Annotated in this window: 19 protein-coding genes and 1 pseudogene; 5 read left to right on the top strand and 15 right to left on the bottom strand. The window is 43.1% G+C overall.

The genetic code is table 11. From position 1 onward, the window contains the following. The first annotated feature begins 372 nt into the window (after positions 1–372). Positions 373–1,707 carry a serine hydrolase domain-containing protein gene (locus ABIC84_RS19865; protein ID WP_429264670.1) on the top strand — a complete coding sequence of 445 codons (1,335 nt, stop codon included), beginning with the start codon at positions 373–375 and terminating at the stop codon, positions 1,705–1,707. Positions 1,708–2,155: 448 nt separating this feature from the next. On the opposite strand, the gene ABIC84_RS19860 is transcribed toward ABIC84_RS19865, so the two are convergent. From ABIC84_RS19860 to ABIC84_RS19810, 11 genes and pseudogenes are all read right to left on the bottom strand, one after another. After that, positions 2,156–2,548, bottom strand: coding sequence for an SDR family NAD(P)-dependent oxidoreductase (locus ABIC84_RS19860; protein WP_429264669.1), 393 nt, complete (start codon positions 2,546–2,548; stop codon positions 2,156–2,158). A gap of 51 nt (positions 2,549–2,599) precedes the next feature. Further along, the gene (locus ABIC84_RS19855) at positions 2,600–3,178 is read right to left on the bottom strand and encodes a TetR/AcrR family transcriptional regulator (protein ID WP_429264668.1); all 579 of its coding nucleotides are present in this window, start codon (positions 3,176–3,178) and stop codon (positions 2,600–2,602) included. 459 nt (positions 3,179–3,637) lie between these two features. Then, a pseudogene (locus ABIC84_RS19850) lies at positions 3,638–3,752 on the bottom strand (NAD(+)--rifampin ADP-ribosyltransferase); the annotation flags it as partial. Between the two features lie 251 nt (positions 3,753–4,003). After that, positions 4,004–6,052, bottom strand: a complete 2,049-nt coding sequence (locus tag ABIC84_RS19845) for a hypothetical protein (RefSeq protein ID WP_429264667.1) — start codon at positions 6,050–6,052, stop codon at positions 4,004–4,006. Between the two features lie 34 nt (positions 6,053–6,086). Continuing rightward, positions 6,087–7,544: a hypothetical protein gene (locus ABIC84_RS19840; protein ID WP_429264666.1), complete on the bottom strand. Its 1,458-nt coding sequence runs from the start codon at positions 7,542–7,544 to the stop codon at positions 6,087–6,089. Positions 7,545–7,601: 57 nt separating this feature from the next. Beyond that, entirely contained in the window at positions 7,602–9,200 is a 1,599-nt protein-coding gene (locus ABIC84_RS19835; protein WP_429264665.1) for a solute:sodium symporter family transporter, read from the bottom strand. 22 nt (positions 9,201–9,222) lie between these two features. Then, entirely contained in the window at positions 9,223–10,233 is a 1,011-nt protein-coding gene (locus ABIC84_RS19830; RefSeq protein ID WP_429264664.1) for a winged helix-turn-helix domain-containing protein, read from the bottom strand. A 136-nt stretch (positions 10,234–10,369) separates the two neighbouring features. Further along, positions 10,370–11,992, bottom strand: coding sequence for a RagB/SusD family nutrient uptake outer membrane protein (locus ABIC84_RS19825; protein WP_429264663.1), 1,623 nt, complete (start codon positions 11,990–11,992; stop codon positions 10,370–10,372). Positions 11,993–12,009: 17 nt separating this feature from the next. After that, positions 12,010–15,120: a SusC/RagA family TonB-linked outer membrane protein gene (locus ABIC84_RS19820; RefSeq protein WP_429264662.1), complete on the bottom strand. Its 3,111-nt coding sequence runs from the start codon at positions 15,118–15,120 to the stop codon at positions 12,010–12,012. 784 nt (positions 15,121–15,904) lie between these two features. Further along, a complete protein-coding gene (locus tag ABIC84_RS19815; protein ID WP_429264661.1) occupies positions 15,905–16,288 on the bottom strand; it encodes a VOC family protein in 384 nt (127 codons plus the stop codon). Between the two features lie 77 nt (positions 16,289–16,365). Then, positions 16,366–16,851: a Crp/Fnr family transcriptional regulator gene (locus tag ABIC84_RS19810; protein WP_429264660.1), complete on the bottom strand. Its 486-nt coding sequence runs from the start codon at positions 16,849–16,851 to the stop codon at positions 16,366–16,368. A gap of 234 nt (positions 16,852–17,085) precedes the next feature. On the opposite strand from ABIC84_RS19810, the gene ABIC84_RS19805 reads away from it, so the two are divergent. Then, positions 17,086–17,445 carry a DUF4180 domain-containing protein gene (locus ABIC84_RS19805; RefSeq protein WP_429264659.1) on the top strand — a complete coding sequence of 120 codons (360 nt, stop codon included), beginning with the start codon at positions 17,086–17,088 and terminating at the stop codon, positions 17,443–17,445. Between the two features lie 722 nt (positions 17,446–18,167). Here the strand turns inward: ABIC84_RS19805 and ABIC84_RS19800 are convergent. The 4 genes from ABIC84_RS19800 to ABIC84_RS19785 form a co-directional block, all read right to left on the bottom strand. Next, complete coding sequence (locus ABIC84_RS19800) at positions 18,168–18,392, bottom strand: hypothetical protein (RefSeq protein ID WP_429264658.1); 225 nt, start codon at positions 18,390–18,392, stop codon at positions 18,168–18,170. A 45-nt stretch (positions 18,393–18,437) separates the two neighbouring features. Further along, complete coding sequence (locus tag ABIC84_RS19795; protein ID WP_429264657.1) at positions 18,438–18,938, bottom strand: hypothetical protein; 501 nt, start codon at positions 18,936–18,938, stop codon at positions 18,438–18,440. Between the two features lie 415 nt (positions 18,939–19,353). Next, a complete protein-coding gene (locus ABIC84_RS19790; RefSeq protein WP_429264656.1) occupies positions 19,354–19,821 on the bottom strand; it encodes a nuclear transport factor 2 family protein in 468 nt (155 codons plus the stop codon). Between the two features lie 13 nt (positions 19,822–19,834). Next, the gene (locus tag ABIC84_RS19785; protein ID WP_429264655.1) at positions 19,835–20,875 is read right to left on the bottom strand and encodes a serine hydrolase domain-containing protein; all 1,041 of its coding nucleotides are present in this window, start codon (positions 20,873–20,875) and stop codon (positions 19,835–19,837) included. A gap of 376 nt (positions 20,876–21,251) precedes the next feature. On the opposite strand from ABIC84_RS19785, the gene ABIC84_RS19780 reads away from it, so the two are divergent. The 3 genes from ABIC84_RS19780 (at position 21,252) to ABIC84_RS19770 (ending at position 22,574) form a co-directional block, all read left to right on the top strand. Next, positions 21,252–21,398, top strand: coding sequence for an ester cyclase (locus ABIC84_RS19780; protein WP_426585894.1), 147 nt, complete (start codon positions 21,252–21,254; stop codon positions 21,396–21,398). A gap of 151 nt (positions 21,399–21,549) precedes the next feature. After that, positions 21,550–22,440, top strand: a complete 891-nt coding sequence (locus ABIC84_RS19775) for an amidohydrolase family protein (RefSeq protein WP_429264654.1) — start codon at positions 21,550–21,552, stop codon at positions 22,438–22,440. Continuing rightward, the gene (locus ABIC84_RS19770) at positions 22,437–22,574 is read left to right on the top strand and encodes a hypothetical protein (protein ID WP_429264653.1); all 138 of its coding nucleotides are present in this window, start codon (positions 22,437–22,439) and stop codon (positions 22,572–22,574) included. Before ABIC84_RS19775 ends, ABIC84_RS19770 begins: the two co-directional genes overlap by 4 nt. Positions 22,575–22,928 lie beyond the last annotated feature (354 nt).

Genomic DNA, 22,928 nt, shown 5'->3' with positions numbered 1-22,928 from the left:
GCTTTCAGAGCTACTTCAAGAGGTGTTAGGGATACTACTTTCTTCTTATTCAGATTAGCTAAAATCTATGCTTAACCTTTTAATCCCACAACTTTTCGGTCTGATCCTGTTTTAGTTGAACAATTCGTTGAACTCGCACGAGCATTCAAAATCATTCAACGAAAAGCTCACAACATACTGTATGTCAACATTTTTAAGAGATGAATATCTTGATTAAAAGGCCGTCAAAATCGACATTTGTTTAACTTGAATGATTATGTTGAAAAAGACGAAAGATCATAGTTTTTTTATTTATTGTAAAAATGCGATGGTAACCTTAGTGGTTATATCTCTAATTAAACTCTATCTTTAATTGTCTAAACCACTTTCACAATGATTCAAAAAAGAACTTATCATTTCTTGCTGTTTCTTATTTTACAAAGTTGCACTCATGGGCAAACTTTCGATAAAGCCAGGTTAGACAGCTTTTTTGTAGCGCTGAATAAGAATGACCAAAGCATGGGCAGTATCGCCATATCCGCTAACGGAGTGGTGGTTTATCAAAACGCTATCGGCTTTAGCCAAATAAACAAACAGGCAAAAACACCGTCGACCATTGAAACAAAATATAGAATAGGCTCAATCAGTAAGATGTTTACAGCAACTATGATATTTCAGCTGATAGATGAAGGTAAGCTTAGTTTTGAAACACCTTTGGCTCGTTATTTCCCACAACTACCTAATGCCAGTAAGATCAATATAAGGGAAATGCTTGACCACCGTAGCGGGCTTCATAATTTTACGAGCGACTCACTTTATGCCACTTATATGGGCAGCCCTAAGTCTGAAGCTGAAATTATTGCCATCTTTAGCAGGCAAAAATCCGATTTTGAACCGGATTCAAAGGCCGAATACAGCAATACTAACTTTGTATTATTGGGTTATATTATTGAAAGATTGACAGGTAAAACGTATGGCGAAGAATTAAAGAAGCGTATCACTTCAAAAATAGGCTTGGCACAAACTTATTACGGCACCAAAGCCAATTCAACCAAAAACGAAGCACACTCCTACATTTACCAAGGACAGTGGACACAAATGCCTGAAACAGATATGAGTATTCCGGGAGGCGCCGGGGCTATTGTTTCTACGCCCACTGATCTGGTTAAATTTATAAATGCACTTTTTGAGGGCAAACTTATTAGTATCGCCAACTTAGAGTTGATGAAAACAATGAGGGACAACTATGGTATGGCCATGTTTGCTATGCCGTTTTATGATATAAAAGGCTATGGACATTCCGGAGGCATCGATGGGTTTTTAAGTCTGCTTTTTTATTTACCGAAAGAGAAGATAGCGATAGCTTACACTTCCAATGGAACACGATACTCATACAATGACGTCGTCACTGGAGCTTTGAGCATATATTTTAACAAGCCGTTTACTATTCCAGAGTTTAAAACAATTACATTGAAATCAACTGAGCTTGATAAATATGTCGGGGAATATTCCAGTACACAAATACCCCTGAAAATTACTATGACCAAAAAAGACATCACACTGTTTGCGCAAGCCTCGGGGCAAAGCGCATTTCCCTTAGAAGCCAAAGGTGAAAATAAATTTGTTTATGCTTCTGCCGATGCCACCTTTCAATTTGAACCGGATAAAAGATGTTTCACGTTAATACAAAAGGGGAATACCTATTTATTTAACAAAACTGACAAATAGAGGCAAATTGAAAATTGGTTATTGGTAGCTGATCTTGTATATCCCCGGGTAAAAGGTGCAATGACTTTTGCTCCAGACCGTGCCTGTACTTTTGCCACATCATCGAACGCTTGGACATCGCAAGGAAATCCATGAAAGAGTAAAACCGGCCATCCGTCTATAGGACCGATTTCGATGTAAGCAATCCGAAGCGTATTAGTATTAACAAATGTAACCTGATGCCGAATATGAAAATCGCGATATGTTGCTGTCATAATAAAAGCTTAATAGCATAACACTCCTATATTTTTTTGGTTTGTGATGCTAACCATTATGAGTTTGATCGTGAGTTTTACTATCGCGAGAGCTTTCTGCCTGTGGTATTCCCGTTTCTAAAAATAAATTCATTGTTTCAGCAGCTAACGGAACAAACGCACAGCCGTTTTTAACAGGCTTCATTTCATATGAATCATTTGCTTGGCAGCGCCTTTATATGCGCCGCCGCGTGTTTATTCTTTGAATTTAGACCAGCCGAGATCAGATTCAGATCCAACTCCTGCAGCCAGTGTGCATCGGTTAGTGTGCTATGCCCGCCGCCAGGCGTTGTCAGCCCGCCTACATTGTTGATCAATATATCAATACCGCCAAAGGTCTCTGCTATCTGCTTGGCAAGACCCGCTACCTGGTCGGCGTTGGTAAGCTCTGCAGCTATAAAATGATGAGGTGTTTCTTCAGGTGTTGTTCTGGCGCTTATGATGACCGTTGCACCTGCTTCAGCTAATTCATCCGCAATTGCTTTACCGATACCTTTTGTACCACCGGTAACCAATGCCCTTTTTCCTTTAAGATTTTTCAAATTCATGTCTTTGTCGTTAGTATTCTGAAACAAATGTTTCAGAATTAGGTAAAAAAATTATTTTGTTAACTGCTTAATGAAATATTCTGCCATGCGCCTGATCTTGACCGGGTCTTTGTGCAGGATAAATGATTCATACCAGCCCGTCCAGGTGCTATTAAAGTAATCGGCCAGCAAAGCGGGATCTTCATCGTTTCGGATCTCGCCATTATCCATAGCTCTCCTGAGCAGGTCATGTAAAAACTGGTAGGAACGCTGGTCATCGGCTGCCAATATTTGTTTCACTCGCGCATCATTTGTGGCCACCTCGAATGCACTCTTTACAGCCATGCAGCTATCCTCGCCATTGATGATCACGTTAACGGCTTCATGAATGTAATCCACTAAAACAGCTAAGGCTGACCTTTTACTTGCCAAGCGTTTGTCCCAGTCCTGCTTCCTGATATCGGTATAGTGCTGCACACAACGCACAAACAGTTCCTGCTTATCACCAATGGTGTTGTACAGGCTGCTGCTGTTGATCTGCATGGCATCAGTCAGGTCACGGAGCGAGGTAGCATTATAACCCTTCTTCCAGAAAACTTCCATCGCTTTCTGAATAGCTACCGCTTCGTTAAATTCTACATTCCTCGCCATGACGACGCAAAGATACGCAACTCTGAAACACTTGTTTCAGATTTAGGTCATGATTTGCTCATCATCTGACGGAAGACTAATCATTGGTAAACCCTGCTGCGCTTGGCAATGGACAACAATCCTTCAATCCTATACCAAACGATTTAGGATTAAGACTCGTGAACAGCAAACATTCGCTTGCCGAACAGTTTTATTAAGTTATTCAAGACAGAAATAACGTTGGAGATAAGTAAGCCTGCGGCTGACATAGCATTGCCGAAATACCGGCGACAGAATATATTTTTCAGCTTTGTGACTTTAGGGTACTTAGTAATGCGGCCTATTGAAAAATTTATGCCTTCGCCGAGCTGTAAGAAATTGATCCCTTAATTAAAAATCTCCCCTGGTTATTGGCCAGCTTTTCCTGCCATTGCTGAAATTGCTCAGGCGTCAGTCTTGACCACGCCCTTGCCTCACGGGGGATCTTTAAAGGTTCCCGGGTTCGATAAGAGCGAGTCGGGTTGCCCGGAAACTTTTCGTTGGTCACATTGGGGTCGTCCTCGAAGCTGCCGGTGGGTTCAACAATATAAACACGCGCACATCCTTTGCTTTTGGCCAGTTCAGCAGCCAAGCCCTCAACAAGATCGGAGTTTACGGTAATCCAAGAGGTGGGACAATCTGCATACTGCTTCATAAAAGATGAATCCCCATTAAAACAACTTAGATATCTGATCGTCATAACTTTGAAATGCACGTCAGGCATATTGATGTAGATTGAAATTCATTCCGATCCTGTCACCAATTGGTATGTCAAATTTATCAAAACCAGAATTTTAATACACTTTCTTAAACGGATATCTTTACAGCATCTCCATTTTTAACCACATACCGGTAACTGTGGTCGTTACGTGTAATGGTAACTAACAGGTGACTCGCATCCTTTCTCTTTACCGCCAGATCGAAAACCGTACCGAACGCATGAATATTCTCCAGGCTCATATGATCCCAGGCGTGGGGTAAGCGGGGGGTGCAATAAAAGCTGTTGAAACCGGTGGGCCTTATTCCAAACAAACCTTCGGAAAAAATGCGGCAGTATAATCCACTCTCGGCAGAAAGATGGCGTTGGTTGCCTTCCGGGTAAGCTTCTACGGCATATGGAACATGCTCGCCTAAAAGTCGCCTCTGTGAATAGTATTTGAGAAACCTTACAGCCTGTTCGGTTTCACCCGCCTGTAATACGCCACGAAGTGCGTATAAGGTTGAGCGGTCCCAAAATGTACCATTGCCGGCTTGGGTGGCCAGGCCATCGGCTGTCCATAGCTCGTGCGAAAACAGGGCATCTATCGTACCCCTGCTGCGGTCATAGATACCCATGGTTAGCGGAACACAGATCCAGGAGCGCAATTGGGTGTTGGTTTCATAGTATTTATAGGTATGATAGCCGGCTATATCCGCCCCAAAGTATTTTTCAATAGCATCTTTAAGCGCCGCCGCTCGTTTTGTGTATTGTTTTATTTCATTTTTTGGCCGACGTAGTTGCTGAGCTAAATAACTTGCTGAGATCAGGGCATCGTAATACAAACCGTTGGTAGATAAGTTGGCTTTACCCGATGGAAACCTGCCTTCCAGCTCATCACTTTGTGATTCTACCACACCTTGTTGATTCATCTGCCTGCGGTTATATTCCAGGCACCATGATATCAGCGGCCAAAGTTTTTTTGCGGAATCCGCATTTCCTAAAGTAAGTGCATAACGGGATGCGCCGTAAGCTATCATGGCCTGATCGCCCCTATCACCGGCACCTTTCCAAACCGTATCGCCTTCGGCTACGATAGAGCTTGGCAGAGGCTGATAATCGGGGTTCATATAACCGGCAAACAAGCGGTATGCGTTCATGGCCGATAGGTTGCCTATCCTATCGCCCGAAAAGGCAAAATAAGGATTAACATATTCTGCCTGATCGTTTGCCCAAACCGCGGCATAATACGATAGCCCGCCTGGGCCATGCATGTAACCGCCCTTGGTTTTAAAAATGCTTTCGGTTGCCCTTATCTTTGCAAAGGCAAACATGGCGTTCAAAACACTATCGGGAGTTTTCAATTGTAATGGGGCCAGGATTTCGTCAATACGATGTTGTCGCTCCTGCTCTTCAAGATCAGGCCTTACAGGCAATAACGATTGCGGATGATCAGTTGCCTGATAGTTGATGGCAAACGTGTAGGATTGACCAGGCCGTAGTATTTTGCGACCGTCATTTACCGATTGCATAATAACGGTATGTGGCGCACCTTTGCTTTTAAGGGTATCTGTCGTTACCTCGCGCTTTAAGTGCTCCATTACTACCGAAACCGGTTTATCGCTAACGTTAGTAAACCTATAAGTTTCAATGGCTATTGGTTTATCTGTTGACGGAAACAGGCTATGTTCAATTCTAACCTGTTTCAATATATCCGATCGGTAAGCAATACGCATAAAACCATGCTGGTTAATACTTTTTGCCGGTAAATTTATTCCGCCTTTTGCGACATCGGGCCATAAAAGTTTATCATCAACGTACATTCGGGGCAGGGCATTGTCATCAAATGTATAAGCGATGTGGCTGCGGGTATCATCAGGAAGCGTCCGGAATGTTGGGAAAACCACTGTACGTGAAAGATGGCATAAGCCCTCCGCATCTACATTATAAGCAATCCATAACGATACTTTTTCGCCGGACATTTCGATATGATCAGCATGTGGGAGACGACCGTTAATGTGCCAGGTGATACTGCCGTCGGGTTGTAAAGCCCACCTATTGTTCTGTTGCGGTAGAACCAATTGCTGCGCCGAAACTAAACGCAGTTGTACAAGAAAAACGAGTATGATTAAGCAATGTTTTCGCGAGCAAAAATTCATTAAATAGTAGTAGATATGGATGTAACTGACTTTATTATTTCACACTGATTTTAATATGCTGATTGGGCTTAACTGTAACCTCAGCAAAGGATATGTATTTCCCCCAATTGTCGGTTACATGTTTAACAGGCACCGGCCTGCCGTTAGCATAGGCCTGTTTATAAGTACCATAAAACATTGCTTTCCAAATGATCTGTAATTTGCCAATATTGTTTAGCGAAGATTGTTGTGTACCCTGATGAACAACATTGATCATAGTACCGAGCAAAGGTAAATTACTGATAGCTGCATCACCGTTACCGGTTGTTTTATAAATGGTAGTAATGCTTTGCGAACGGGCATTTGGCGTTATCCCCATCATGCCCTGTACAATGCCTTCAATTACACCAAATGAAACTTCAGGATATTCCCGTCTTTCGGTATTTTTATCAGATAGATACAACAGGTAATCGCGGGCCTTATCCCAGGAGTTGTTATTGTAAAATATTAATGGCAGATAGGATGTATTTTCAACATTCCAGGTTTTGGAGGCCAGGTGCGATAGCGTTTGCTTGATGCGTGTGGTATCCTTCAAGGCATCAAACCAAAGCAAAAAAGTCTCGCCTTCGTCCCTGCCAAATTTGCCATCCTTGCCGTAATAAGTAAAATACAAATTATCCCTGGTATCCCACCAATCCGCCTCTAATTTGTGCCTATACTTTTCGGCTTTCAGGGCGTAGGCTTTCGATTCGGCCAGTTTACCTTTGCTGGCTAATATGGCCGAGTAAGTTGATAATCCGCGGTAAAGCGCGGCCACCAGGTCGGCACCGGTTTTTAAATTAGGTACGCCTTCCGAGTACGAAGGTAATCCCCGACACCGGTGGAACGGATCACTTTCATTAAAACGCACAGGCGCGTTAGGATGCGCAGGCCTGTTCAACAAAGAATCTGACGATAGCACCCAGGCATTGATATAATCTTTAACCGTTTTTTCCTGGAAATTAGTAAATACCGGATCGTTAATATAATACTTATTACCAGTCCACAAATACATTCGCCAACTGGCATATAGCACATCAAAATTAGCCGGGAGATTATACCAAAACTCGCGGTCGTTCCGGTAATCTTCGGGGGCAGGCTTACCTGTCTTATTCATCTCCCAGTATGAACACCAGTTTTTTGAAGCGGATATATTGCGGGCAAATAGCGTGAGCATGTTGTTATTTTCGCGCTTTAAGCCAAGTATCTCCCCGCCTATGCTTTGGTGGGATACATCACGCATACAGAAAGCATCACGCGGGGGTAGCGCCGATTCATACCAGGGACCTGCCGAATCGGCGGGGTGTCCTTTATAGTGCAGAGCCATATCTTTGGCCCAGGCAAATGCCTGTTCTATTTTTTTATCAGATGAGGTAAATTTTACGTCCTGAGCAAAAGATGGCAAATTGATAAATATGCACAGCATTACCGCGGACGCCAAAAGCCTGTGAATTAAGGAAAATTGAAAATTCATAATTGGTCTATTCTGGTCTATTTTATAAAAATAGATAATTTTATTGACTGTTCAAACTTATTTTGCAAGTACAAGTGGAGAAAACACAATAAACATCAATACCATGATCAGCAATAATATACAACTGTAGATATGCCGGTTTTTCCATGGCTTGATATCAACCAGGGTATTGATCTGCAGTTGATAGGGCTCTGCCATAGGAAAAAGCTTACCGATAAACAGCATCAGCCCACAGGTTATCACAAATAGTATAGCGAGGATATGCAAGAAATGAATATGCAGATCGAACACCGTTTGTGTAAGCGCGTAGGTTATAATAAAAAAAGCCAGGCCTATCGCTGCTGCCTTGGCTGGTACTCTTTTGGTAACCAGCCCCATAAACATAATGGTAAAAATGGGCACGTTAAAAAAACCGTTCACCATTTGTACATAGGTATAAAAGCCGTTTTTAACAAAAATGATAAAAGGCGCTATGAACATGGCCAGCAGACAAATCATTATCTCAAATAATCGCGCTGTCCGGATCAGGTGCTTTTCACTGGCTGTTCTGCCGCGCTTTTCCGTCCAGGGTTTATAGATATTTAATATAAACAATGTACTTGAGCTATTGAGACCAGCATTAAAAGTAGTGAGGGCTGCACCAAAAACAATGGCCGCGATATAACCCGCTATAAAAGGCGGCGATACAAGACTATCCAGTTTCGGGAATACTTCGGCTGTATTATCTAAATGCGTAAAAACATGCACAGCTATCAGGCCCGGCAAGTTTAGCAATAACGGCGAGATTAGCTTACCCAAACAGGCTACCGCTATACCCTTCTGGCTGCTTTTTAAATCCCGCGAGGCCAAAACCTGTTGAACTATATATTGCTCGGTACCCCAGTAATACAGGTTTACAAGCAGCATGCCGGTGAACAAGGTGCTGAATGGGATTGGATCGGCAGCCGTACCAATGCTGTTTAAATGCTCACGGTGGTTATTCAGCAAAATATGCAGCCCCTGCATCATATTGCCGTCCCCCAGGTACCGTAAACCCAAAAATGGTAACAAAAGCCCTCCGGCGAATATACCAAAGCCGAGCAGGGTATCTGAGGTAGATATCGCCTTCAATCCCCCTAACAATGAATACAGACAGCCGATTGTTCCCATTATCCAGATCAGGATCCAGATGGTTGTCCAGTAATCGGTTTTCCAAACATCAGAAAAATGGAACAGGCCATTAAAAGCAACCGCACCACTATATAAAACCGATGGTAAAAGGTTAATAATGTAACTTACAAGGAATATACAGGAAACCAGCTTTCCAATGCCTGCGCCGTAACGGGCGGTAAGATAATCGGGAGTGGTTGAAATACCCAACTTAAGATACATGGGCATCAAAAACTCCGATACCAGCAGCATAGCCAGCACCGATGTCATGCCCCAGGCCATTACAGACATATTGTGCGTGTAGGCCAGCTCGTTTTCGCCTATAATAGTGGCGGTATTGATATTAGTAAACAGCAGGCCTCCGCCAACCAGTAAAAACCCCAGGCTCCTATCGGCAAAAAAGAAACTATTAAGTGTGCTGAGCTTGTTTTTGCGGGTTTTATACCAGGATAACAGGCCAACTACACCTGTAAAAAAAAGAAAACTGGTTAGTATAGTCCAATTCACCCCGCCCTGTTTTTGGTAAAGATTAAAGTGTGCTCCGTTCAAATAAAATGGTTGGCATCGTTAAGCTGATCTTTTCTTTATTGACGATAGCCCGCCCGGCCAGTGTACCCATACGGGCAAAATCGGCCGAAAAAGTAGTAATGCCGATGATCTCTTTGGCCGGCTCATCATTGCTCGATAGTACACCCACATCTTCGCCGGGAATAAGTTGCATGCTTTTACAATCGCGCATAATTTGCCATAAAGCAAAGTTGTCTAAAGTAAAATAAACTTTCCCTTTTTCAACCGAACCATGCGTATACTCCTTAATGATACTCCCTTTGATGTTAAAATCCTTCAGGAATTTCTTAAACGATGGCACGATCTCTTTCGGATCGAGCGACGCCGGCGAATGATAAAATATAATCTCATTGAACTTTTTGATCTTAGGGGCCAGTTCGGCGAGGATACGGTATGATGATTGGCCAAACTCCTGGGTAATGTGGTTAAAATCGCCATCCATAGGTTCATACCTGTCAAACATCAGGAATTTATTTGGTGGGATAGCTCCCAGCAGTTCTTTTGTTTTTGGATGAGGGATAGGCGCTATTACATACATGCCATATTTTCCCCTGATCTGGTTAAGAATGGTTTCGAATATCTCGATATCACCATGGTGAAAGTAAGGGTTTAACCGGATATTAGGACCAAGCTCATAACGAAAATTGCGGTAAAACTGCTCTTCAAAACTATCCAGATTATACATTAACAGGGCTACATTCAGTGTCTGTTCCGCGTTACTGTTGGCCACAAAATAACCATGCCTGTTTTTGGATTCAACAATGCCCCTGCTAATCAGTTCCCGGTACGCCTTAATGATCGTCTCCCTCGAAAACCCCAACTCCTTAATCAACTTGTTTACAGATGGCAGCATATCGTCCTGGCCTATAACCTTCTCGTTAATAGCGTTTATGATGCCCTGCACAAACCTATCGTGTTTGGAATAGGAAGGGATATCTGTAAGCTTTTTGATCTCCTGAAAAATTTTATCCATTGTGCCAGTACATTTTAGCCAAAGTAAGAAAAAAGGCGGCAAACCCGTTGCTCTTTTTCGCCGTTACCAATCGGCCTGTAATTCCGATCGGATACAAATGTTTGGCAGCCGGGGCTGCCAAACACTTGTATTTTAATTAATACCCGGGATTTTGTTTTAGATTTTTATTCAAATCTATCTCTGTTTGAGGTATTGGGAATAAGTAATTTTTAGCTGGATTAAATACACGCGGTGTTCCTACTTTAATAGTAGTGCCCGGTGTAAGGGTCAGCGCGCCATTAGTTTGGCTCACGCTACCTTGCAAACTGCCGGTAACCTGCCCGTTCATTACCTGCTGACCAATTTGCCAGCGCTGGATATCAAACCACCTCAAGCCTTCAACTGCCAGCTCAACCCGACGTTCACGGCGTAATAAGGTGCGTAAACTTGCCTGGTCGTTATATTTTGCCTGATCAACAGCAGGCATGTTTACGTCAGGACGTTTTCGTACCGAGTTGATATCATCATATACCGTAGCATCGATTTTATTGCTTTCGATCTTGGCTTCGGCATCCATCAATTTAATTTCGGCAAAGCGAATCAGAATTACATTCATGCCTACCTGGTCCATGTTCGGGAAGTCGGCAATTACAGGAGTATATTTCCTTAAACCATAAGCAGATGGACTACAATTGTTATCGCCCCAATGGTCGATAGTTTTAGGACTGCCAGACAGAGGATCATAGTACTGTCCGTAAGGCAACCTGCTGCTATATTGCGCACCCGGATAAAAAACGGTTGCGCTCAACCTCGGATCGCGGTTTTTATAAGGTTGCGTTGGATCATATCCCGATGCAGGATCATCAATGGTTTTACCGTTGCTTGTTTCATAAGCATCTACCAGACTTTGGGTTGGAGCTATAGAGTTATAGCCTCCCAATGAGTTGATGGTCATATTCCTGGCCCATCCAAAGTTATTATCGCTCGCTTTAAATTGAACATCCAGTATCACTTCCTGGTTGTCAGCAAAAGGCTGGCGGAACAGATTAACATAGCTTGGATAAATGCTATAGGTAAACGGCGGCGCCATCAACGCCTGGCAATCGGCAATACACTCGGTGTACATTTTATTAAAAAGCTCAATCCTGGCTTTTAAAGCAATGGCAGCACCACGGGTTACACGGCCAATATCACCACCTGAATAGCTAACCGGCAGATCGGGCGCAATGGCAGTAAGTTCTTTAAGTATATAGGCTACAACATCAGCCTTGGTTGCCTGTACCGTTTTATTGGCCTCATCGGGCGAAACATTGTGCTCAACCAGCGGAACTGCGCCATATAACTGGCTAAGCGTAAAATACTCGTAAGCCCTTAAAAAACGGGCCTCAGCAATAAGCCTGGCCTTTAATGTGGCATCCATGTTGGTGCTGCCAACGTTATCCAAAAACCAGTTACAGGTTTGGATACATTTATAATTCCATTTCGAGTATCCCGTATTGGTTGGGGTTGCTATCCCCGCCGAAAGCGACAACCAGTTTTCCCAGGGGAACTGATCGAACGTGTTATCAGAGTTATTATCGGCAAAAACTCCGTAGTAGCCGTTATTGCTGCCTCCCCATTTAGAATAGCAGCCATTTAAAGCAGCAAGGGCATCGTTGGATGATTTCCAGAGTACAGTATTGGTGTACGAATCTAATGGCGCTCTGTCCAGGAAAGCCTTTCTGCATCCCGAGGCGGCCACCGAACCTAATATAATTACGGTTATGAATAATTTTTTCATCGACATTTTTTTAATAATTAAAATGATACCTCGATACCAAGGGTATTAGTTTTTAACTGCGGATAAGATCCGTACGCGTTGTTACCGGCGCTGGTTTCAGGATCAACCCATTTATAAAAGCTGGTGAACGTGAGGATATTCTGCCCGCTGTAATAAATCCTCACTCCTTTCACGCCTATTCGCTGCAGTGGCTTGCCTGGAATGTTATAGCTTACCAATAAATTTTTGAGCCTTAAATAAGAAGCATTCCTAACCCAAAAAGATGACACAAAGCTCTGCGGATTATTTTGCGAATATGTTGACCATAACCTTGGGAAAGTAGCTGAAGTATTTTCCGGAGTCCAGGCATCGAGCAATGCCTTAGTTGGATTGCCGATGTTAGGCTGTTGCAATGAACCTAACTCGAAGCCCTGAACATAGTTTTTAACACCCAAAGCTCCCTGAAAAAAGGCACTTACATTAAAACCATGCCAGCCAGCGCCAAGTGTAAAACCAAATGTTGTTTTTGGGAAAGGCGTACCCAGGTATACACGGTCGTTACCATCAATAACACCATCGGGTGTGCCGTTAGGCCCGCTGATATCTTTGTACATCAAATCGCCTGGACCAATAACACCACCGCTTTGCTTAGCATGCTGGGCTACCTGTTGTTGTGTCTGAAAAATACCTTCAACCTGGTAACCGTAAAAGGCTTTGATAGGCTCGCCAACAACCAGTCCGCTCGAGATAGAGCCGGTACCTGCCAAATCAGTTATTTTATTGGCTATGAATGACGCGTTTACCGCTATGTTGTACGAAACACTACCGATTTTATCGCGGTACGCGGCGGCAAACTCCCAGCCTTTGTTGCGCACCGAGCCTGCGTTTTGGTAAGGTGTGGTAAAACCATAAACATTGCTGGCAGGCAGTTGCAGCAGGATATCGTTGGTGTTTTTAACAAAGTAATCGGCTGTGAAACTTAATTTGCTGTTCAGCAGTTCCATATCGAAGCCAACGTCGGTAGTGGTCGATTTTTCCCAGGTGATCAGGGGATTAGCGCCGTTATTAAGTGCGATACCCGGTGCCAGGATTTGGTTAAATGAATAATTTTGCCCGCTCGAAATAACGGAAATAGCAGGGTAAGGGCTAACAATATTCAGCGCCCCCATGCTGGCCAAAGTTTGGCTGCTGTTGTTAAAATTTACCAAAGTTTGGTTACCCAATTTACCCCATGAAGCTCTTAGCTTAAGAAGGGAAATAGTATTGGATAAAGATTCAAAAAACGATTCTTTCGAGATATTCCAACCCGCCGAAAAAGAAGGGAATACGCCCCATTGCTGCCCCCTGGCAAAACGCGATGAACCATCGTCACGAATGTTAGCTTCCAGCAAATACTTATCATCGTACGAATACCTTACGCGGCCAAAATATGACAACAGAGCTAATTGACTGGCTGTACCGGCATTTTGCTGACCTAAGGATGGTGCCGCGTCAATTTGTGACAATGAACCATTTAAAAAGTTTTGCCTGTAGGCATACAGATACTGGTAATTGGTAAGTTCTTGCGAAGCGCCCGCTAATGCATTGATACTATGTTTACCAAAAGTCCTGTCATACTCCAGCAAACCCTGCAGGTTGTAGTAGCTGTTAACCACATTAGCATTAGCCAGTGAACTTTGGCTAATGGTAGTAAGTACCGAAGAAGGATTTTTCGGATCATAGTAAACATCCGCCGGTTTAAATTCCTGCGCGGGGTTGGCATTGTACCTATACGCAAATGATGGCTTGAAATGCAAACCCTTAAGCGGTTCCCAAACGGCACCTACATTACCTGTAAAAAGCGTATTTTGATTATTGTTATACCCCGGCGAATTAAGCCAGGCAATAGGGTTGCCAAACGACAGGTAGTTATAAACTCCGTTTTTATACTGGTTTACCACTGTGCTGCTCATGGCGGCCGTTGTACCTATAATACCGCCGATATCGCCGCCACCCAAACCATCAGGCGCTTTAGCTGGCGCGTATAAAAACGATAAGTTGGCGTTAATACTAAAGTTTTTTGTTAAGGCCGAATTGATATTCATACGGGTAGAATATCTTTTGAAATTTGACTTCGCGATAATACCATCCTGCTGAAAATAACCGAGTGAAAAGGCGTACTGGGTTTTCTCATCTCCCCCGCTGATATGGACAGCATGATTTTGCTGAAAGCCGCTCCCTTTGTATAGGAAACCTTGCCAGTCGGTATTGGGGTGAGTGTCAGGGTCAGTTTGATTTTTAAACTTGGTGATGTCGTCGGTTGTCCAATAAGGAGTTTGACCTTCGTTGGCCAGAGCCTGGTTGTAAAGGGTAGCCGCCTGCCACGATGGTAAAAAATCGGGCAGGTTCGATGGTTTCTGTTTACCAAAATAACCATTATAGTTTACCTGCATTTTGCCGCTTTTACCGCGTTTGGTAGTGATCAGTATCACGCCATTAGCAGCTCTCGATCCGTAAATTGACGCTGATGCTGCATCCTTCAATACTGAAACAGACTGCACATCATTCGGGTTCACATCTGATAAACTACCAATGATCCCATCAACCACCACCATCGGATCGCTGTTGTTTAACGTTCCGATACCGCGGATATTAATGTTACCCGAAGTCCCCGGCTGTCCGCCGGTTGTAGTAACGGTAACGCCGGCCATGGTGCCCTGCAAAGCGTCATTAAGATTGGTAACGGGCCTGTCCTGCAGCTCCTTTGAGCCTATTGAAGCTACCGAACCGGTTAGGTTAGCTTTTTTCTGCGTACCGTAGGCTACCACAACAACCTCATTCAGGTCTTTCGTTTTTTTATCCGGGACCATGATTATGTTCCCATCCCAGTTGGCGGTGACTTTTACCGTTTGTTTTTCATAACCGATAAAAGAAAATAAAAGTGTGGCATTTTGGGGAGCACTGATCTTATAAGCCCCATCAGTATTGGTAACGGTGCCTTGCGAAGTGCCCACAAGGCTTACACTTACCGAGGGCATAGGTATCCCCTGCTCATCCCTCACGAGCCCCGAAATTGATTTAAGCTGCTGGGAAAAAGCTTGTTGAATACTGCATAACATGACACAGCAAAACATAACAAGCCCCAGGGTTTTAGGTACTTTTCTTTTCATAATTGATTTTTGATTTAATTGGTCTATTCTGGTCTATTATGTTATAAAAGTAAAAACTTTTTAGACACCGTCAAACTTTTTTTTAATAATTTGAGAGCGGGGGATAATATTGGAAGATAGTTGTTGTAGCAATATTGCATTAACCATTTAGTAATATTGCATTACGTAATCAATATGCACTATGCAAGATATGGCGGATGTTATCGTCCCAACGGCCAATAGCAGCAATAGATTCTAGTAGAACTACCGAACTGATGGAATTGATTGAACTCCATCCGTATTTGGTCGATGACAAATTACAGAACAACAGTAATGGTTATTTCAAAAACCCTTACTTGCTGTGGTTTGTAGCAGATAATCCTATGGGCAGCAGTAACCAGTGACAACTGCCCTAAGAATCTCCTTCGGCTTGATTTATATATAATTTGGTGTTAAATGGTTTTCAGCGCGTATTTAGTCGTCTCTATTTCAAACGCCGGATTCGTGGATCGGTGAAATCCTGTCTGTATTTTCCAGGCTTAACCGGCAGCTCATTCTGTATCAATGCATTTTTTTGTGCCCGTCCCAATGTTCCGCCAGTTTTCCGTTTAATCAAAATGTGTACCGTCGTTGCCGTCTATTATGACGGGCGTTCCACATCGCCCGCTGTACCAACGGTAGGCGCATTCCGCAAAGGGCGGAATTTTCATAGACCGTACCGATCTTACCGGCCGGAACAATGGTATCAGAGAGCCACCTTATCCGGTGCTGTTTTTATTTCTGGCTTTTCCTCAAATGTCCGCTATTATTTCTTAGAGGATAGCCCGATCATGTTTCCCTCGGTATCCTGTATCAGGGCGATAAAGCCGCCGTCCGGGACCGGCAATTTTGCGCGCAGAACTTTACCACCTGCGGCGTCGACCCGGCTTAGTTCGGCATTGATCTCATCCGTGGCAAAATAAACCAGGGTGCCGCCAGCTCCCGGTTGAGCTGCATCCATTTTCACCAGCGCACCGGTAGCGCCGTTCGTTTCCGGATCGCCCGTAAAGAAGGCATATCGCATCTCTGGATGCCGCTCATTATTCATTGGAACATCTTTTAGTTCACATTGAAATACTGTGCTATAAAAAATTCTTGCTCTTTGCATGTCTGAGATATAGATCTCAAACCAGTTAATAGGATTTTTCATCGTCTTTTTTTTAATTAATTTATATCTCAAAATTAGCGCTGATGAAAATCCACCTGCTTGCCATATGGCAAGTAATACTAAGCGGTCGTAATTTCTTTGCGTATTCTGCTTAACGAGGTATCGGTTATACCCAGGTAAGATGCAATGTATTTTAAAGGACAATGCCTGACAATCTCAGGCCGGTCCTTGATGAGGTTTAAATATCTTTCTGTAGCAGTGATGGTCAGCGAATCAATGGAACGTTGTTTTAACAGATATAGCTGGTTAGTTGACCATATACGTCCCCATTCCCGTAAGCCTTCCATTTTATAAAGAAATTGCTCAAAGATAATGTATTCTATTTTCCTTACTGTTCCATTAGTTACGGCCTGGAAGTTTTCTTTCGACGCCATCCTGTGAGATAAGGAGAATGACTCAATCAGTATATCGTTTTGACAATAGAATTCAATGGTAACCTCATTGCCGTCATAATTGTATAAGCAAGATCTGAACACTCCATTTTCAATCAGATAAAATTCCCTGGCAATCTTCCCGGCTTTTAACAGCGATGTTCCCTGTATCACATCAACTTTAACATGTGCTTTACAAATCCCTCGTAGTCCTGGCCTTTAAGCAGATCATTAGCATACACCCGCTGAAAAATTGATGTCTCCATTGCGCAAAAATACCATTTACGGATATGTTAGCTGTTATCTTATTCATGAGTACATGGTTTTTTAGTATCACCATAATTCGAAAAAAGACTGTGGACGCATCACAGTTATAGTTGATCTTTGTAACCATTAGCACTTTGAAGTATGAACATAACAACGTATACGTTTCAGCAAACAAAAATTGCCGAAGTCATTTCTGAGGAGCAGATAATTCTGACTTCTCAAGACGGTTTGGATCTGTTGGGTAATTTATATTACCAGGATTTTGACCGGATCATCATTCATGAAAAAAACATTACTCCGGAATTTTTTAACCTGAAAAATGGAATGGCTGGTGAAATACTCCAGAAGTTTTCAAACTACCGCGTACGTCTTGCCATAGTGGGTGATTTTAAGAAATATCATGGAAAAAGTATCGCCGAATTTATTTATGAAAGCAACAAAGGCAAAATGGTCAATTTTGTAAGCTCGCAATCAGACGCCATAAAGACGCTTTTAAACTAAGGAAGGACAATCTTCATTCTGCAATAGTATAAACCCCTCTTTAACTGTTTTCATGGCGAATGGTGAATAAGCATCGAGTAGATCCTCTATAAACAGCCTTTCGTCAAAACCTTCGTATAGCAGGTGAAGAAACTTCCCATCTCGTTCTGGCAACCGAAGCAGCTTACCGAGCCGGCTTGCATGTTGTTTTTAATCCCTGGAAGATGCATGGGAGTGCCGATGAACAATTTTGTACATGAATAAAGCGGCAATAAAGACAGAGAAGCTTAGAAAAAAAGGTTTCGATCTCGTCTTTGTAGCGGGCTGTGAATATACTATTTTCAGCAAAGGAGCCTTCCCGGGAGAAGCCTTAAATGAACGTATTTCATAGATGATTACTAATGGAGGAGCAACGCCACATGGTCAGGAAAAAAGCCTGGCGATGCAGGAAGCATCTAAACGGCTGAATATAATACTTGCTAAAATTTGCGACGGTGTGCGTTCTCATTTTAACAGAGTGGTGACCTGTTCATCATAAACCTGGGACGATGTAGACTGGAAACTATTTGATATTGCAGGTAGATTATTATAAAAGAGGGGAGTCTGCCGAAGCATACGTAACTGAATTGGCGAAGTACAAGTCAAAAAAAACCTTCGGTGGCAATGGAAGTTGTGCTTATGAAGCGATGCTGAAACGGTGGTCCAAAAGTTTTCCCATCGGGCATAATGGTGTTTGTTTAGGTTTATCGGTTCGGATTAACGGGATTATTATGTTCCCGGTTATTTTTATCTATAAGTTTTTTCTTTTTTCTGCTGTCCATAATCAGGGTTATTACAGCATATATGAATACGGCCAACATGGCCAGGATTTCCTGTGTGTTTTTTTTGACAATGCCGTCCACCACGCAAATGGGGCCCAGCACTGTCAGGCTAATAAGGGTCGGTTTTCGCGGCAATAAAATGGCCATGGTAAATAATTTAATTGGTTAGTAAATTTTGCGGTGTATAATAATTTACTGTATAACCAGGTCTGCTTCAATATTTAATTCATTATCCGCTTTCACCTTGTCCCAAATGTGTACTTTTACGTGATAGGTCTCCCCTGCTGCCATCGGTCTTGCAATGGTGATATCACCGCGCAGATCGGTAGCGCTTGCCGGCGGATAGCCCTGAGCACCTGCAAACAGGTCGGCAGCATTAAGTACCGTAGTTCCCTTTTTATCAGTTACCAAGAGCATCATCCCCGGGAAAACCTTTCCATCTTTAAGCCCATAATTGTTTAGGCCAAGCGCTACAATAGCTATTTGGGTGTTCAATTGTACTTTATTATCGGTCATTCGTTTATTGGCCGGGTCAATCAATAAAACATCGCGCACGATAAAGCCATTGTAGCTGAAAGATAAACCGGTGCGGAAGTCTTTTTTTGCGCCTTTACTATAGTTGCATCCGGCAAATATCATACAACTTAATAGCATGAGAAGCGGTATCGCTAAGGTTGTTTTTAGGTTTTTCATTGAAGTTAAGAATGTTGTTTTGAAACCAGCCAATATGATCACCACTGATTGTAAGGCCAGTACAATTTCTTCACAAAGAAACGTAGCTCACCCAAAAATTACTTTCGCATATGTTGCAAATACTTTTGAATTTGTTGCGTTGTTAACCAGCCCGTTTGACGGTATCACATCGCTTATGAGACGATTATGTTAGAAATGTAATATGCAAATACAGTGTCAACCTTTTTATTTTTCAAAATCGATTTATTGAGCAGGAAAAGCGAATTGTCATAAAACATTGATTTTAAATCTAATAAACACAGGAGTTAGATTCCCGCTCTGAGTACAAAAGCACAAACGCGACATATTTAGCAATGTTACTCCCGATGCGTTAGTTTGCCAAATGGCATGGCTACTTTTAAGCAACCATGTCATTCTAATGACCGTAGGTGATTTCCCGGGTTACTTTCCAAATGCCATCTTTCTTTTGCCAGATCTGCATGAACTTATACGTAAACACCTGCAATTTGCCATTTTCAACATGAGAGAAAGTATGCATTCCCGTCTCGATAGCACCATAATCTTTAATTGGATACACTTCCATTGACCCAGGAATCAATTTCCGGTTCAATACATAACTCATTTTAAACAGTCCACCGAAGGCTTGTTTTGCTTGATCAAAGTTTCGTACGCCGGTGTTGTCCTGGTAAAGTTCCAGACTATTATCGAAGTGATTCATTAGCTGATCAAGATTGCGGCTATTGAAGTCCTTGAATTGAAGAGAATCCTGTTGGGCTATTTCATTGTACAATGGTCCGGATGTTTGTGCCTCTGCACGAGTACAGGTAAAAAAAATTGAGGCGACTAAAAGCGCAGTAGTAAAAAATTTGTTCATTGTTTTCATCTTGTAGTTTTTGTTAATTTCTCATTTCGGTAGCAATTATGGCATTGCCCTGTTCTTTCAGAAAGATCTTAACCAGATCGGTATATATTTGAGGCCCATTATCTGAATTAGTGAAGATCAATAAAGCGCGACCGGATTTTGGTAAAACAAATACGATTGTATTCACTCCCGGATCAATGCCACTGTGCGATAAGCCAAATTCTCGTCTCAAATCTGGATAGACGGCCCAACCTAACCCTATGAACTTATTCTCTTTTATCCTGGACAGCGGGCTGGTCATTTGACGATAAAGCGCCTTTGATAAGCCAGCCCCGTTAATTATCCAAATCAGGAATTTGTCGTAATCTGCTACAGTTGTTTTTAGTTGATCGGCCGCACTGGGGCTGCTATTTTTTATGATTTCTAATGGCTCTCCCTTGCTATTATGCGCAACGGCAAAATGATCTAACATCCTATCATTCCAAATAAAATGCGTATCGTTCATATGTAAGGGTTCGAAAATCAGGGAATCAGCCAATTGTTCCAACGACCGGTGAAATTTGCTTTCAAGCGCGTGCCGCAAATATTCCATCCCTTCGCCGGAATACTGGAACTTTAAGCCGGGCTCAAACTCAAAGGCCAACTTTTTTGAAGGCTTCATCCATCGCCAGTTTGGAAACCCACTTTGGTGCGTCAGGATATTTTTAGTAGTGAGCTTTTTACTCCTTGGATCAGCTGCAACATCAGGATCAGTCCAGTAATGATAGATTGGTTCGTCCAGATCCCACTCACCGGAGTTAACCAGACATAGTGTTACCATTGTTGTTACTGTTTTGGTGATTGAGGCGACATTAAATAACGTATTAGCAGGCGCAGAAACTCCCGTGTTAAGTTCGCCGTACACTTTTGAGAAGGCGACTTTGCCTTTATTAACAAAGGCCAATCCCAATGTGGGAATATGCTTATCCTTCATCAACCGGACAATAGTAGAATCTGCTACTTGTGCATTTACAGCTGCCGCATAAAAGAAAGTTAATAATAATAGCGTTGTAATCCTAGGTATTATTCGGTTCATTGCGGGTGAAATTATATAATTATGATTTAAACCTGAGAAACCATCGTTATGCCACTTATATAATTAATTGATAGATAATACATTATTACTACCATGATCGAGATTCGTGTATCGTAAACGGACAATCAGTGTCCGTTTACAGATGAAGGTTGACCATCAATCAACTCTATATAACAGCTTGCTTCTTCTGAAGGAGACACAACGGTAAATCACGTAGGCTTCATGCCGCCAAGAAAGTGCAAATTTTTCTATTTAATTGATTAAAAATAATGATTAGGAAAAACTTTGTAAAAGTCTTAGAATACTGGCTTATTGTAGCCGGTGACAACGAAGTAGCCAGTCGGCTGCTGTTCGATTGTACACCGTCTGGCCGGTTATGGATATCCCGGTCAATGACCCGAGAGTTCTATTTTCAGAATATGTATTTTACAGGCTTCGCGACGATAAAATCAGCGAGGCCTGGTCGCTGATCGATAAAGACGCGATCCGCGAGCAGGCCTTTTCAACAAATACCATAAAGTAAATGTAGCCCGCAGACCGCCCCCAAACAATCAGCGGGTGGTCTTGGTTTATTGGACATGCGTATCGTTACACTTGAAGAACACCTCTCGTTTCCGGAAATGGCCGGACAGATACCCACGGAAAAACTAGGTGGGTTTGGTCAAAACGAAAGAATGAAACAGCTGGTACCCAAACTGGCGGATATCACCGGGGACCGTTTAACATCCATGGATGCCAATGGCATCAGGATGCAGGTATTATCGGTGGACAGTTCGGGCGCCAACCTGCTGGCCGAAGATACAGGCCCGGCATTTGCCATGCAGTATAATGATTTGATCGCAGAAAGGATCAGGGGTTATGAAACGCGGTTCACTGCGTTTGCCCATTTGCCGATGACTGCGCCTGCTGCCGCCGCCGATGAACTGGAGCGAACAGTAAAAGAACATCATTTTCGGGGTGCTATGATCCGCGGACTGACGGAAGACCAGTTCCTGGATCATCCCGGATTTGGCCTTATACTGGAGCGTGCAGAAAAATTGGATGTGCCTATCTATCTGCATCCCGGCCTGCCGCCTAAAGGCGTCGCAGATATTTATTACAGCGGCCTGCCCAATCATGCTGGCATAGCGGAAGCCCTCGCTGCCTATGGCTGGGGCTGGCATGCTGAAACCGCGCTCCACATCCTGCGCCTGGTTTATGCCGGCATCTTCGATCAATACCCCAAATTGCAAATCATCATCGGTCATATGGGTGAAATGCTGCCTTTCCAGATGGCCAGGTCAGAGCGGGCCTTTCAGCCAGGCGCGGGCGGCGCCAACCAGCGCAAGCTAAGCGATACCCTGCGCCAGCAGGTTCATATCACCACCAGCGGCTTCTTTACCCTGCCACCCCTACAAATCGCGCTGGATACTTTCGGCATCGACAACATGATGTTTTCCATAGATTACCCCTTCAGCACCAACGAGCAAGGTATGGAATTTTTTCGCCGGATCGATCTGCCCGATGCCGACCTGTCCAAACTCGCCCACGGCAATGCCGACAGGTTATTAAAACTGACCCCATGAAAACACACAAGAACAGCCCATCTATGAAAGCTATCAGAATACACGAGTTTGGCAGCCTGGAGCAGGTATTAAAACTCGAAGAGATCGAATCACCGGCAAATCCCAGGAGAAATTCCCGAGTACTTTCCCGCTGACCATCGGCTTACCATCATATAAACACGTGAATATTAACGCAATATCCAAATCAAAATATCAGTAAGCCACGAAATCCAGCTAATGTGATTTTGAATTATTGATATATGAACAAAAAATATATTCGGATTCGCAGGTAATCCGTGACTGCGCATGTTTACCAGCCCCAAGGCTGATCGCATTAATCCGTCTTAATTGAACCCAACCAAATGGCTACACCTTCCGACATATCGGCAAAAACATAAACACGCAGCATCGTGACCTTTGTTTGCCGATTACCGTGATGTTAAGTTTAGATTCAACCTCATCAGAAAAAATGCCGGTGTAATCTTTTAATTTAGCGCGGTATTTAACAG

Source organism: Mucilaginibacter sp. 3215, assembly GCF_050433785.1.
GTDB lineage: Bacteria > Bacteroidota > Bacteroidia > Sphingobacteriales > Sphingobacteriaceae > Mucilaginibacter.
The sequence above is the reverse complement of the archived record's forward strand: the minus strand, read 5'-3'. Positions and strand labels throughout refer to the sequence as shown.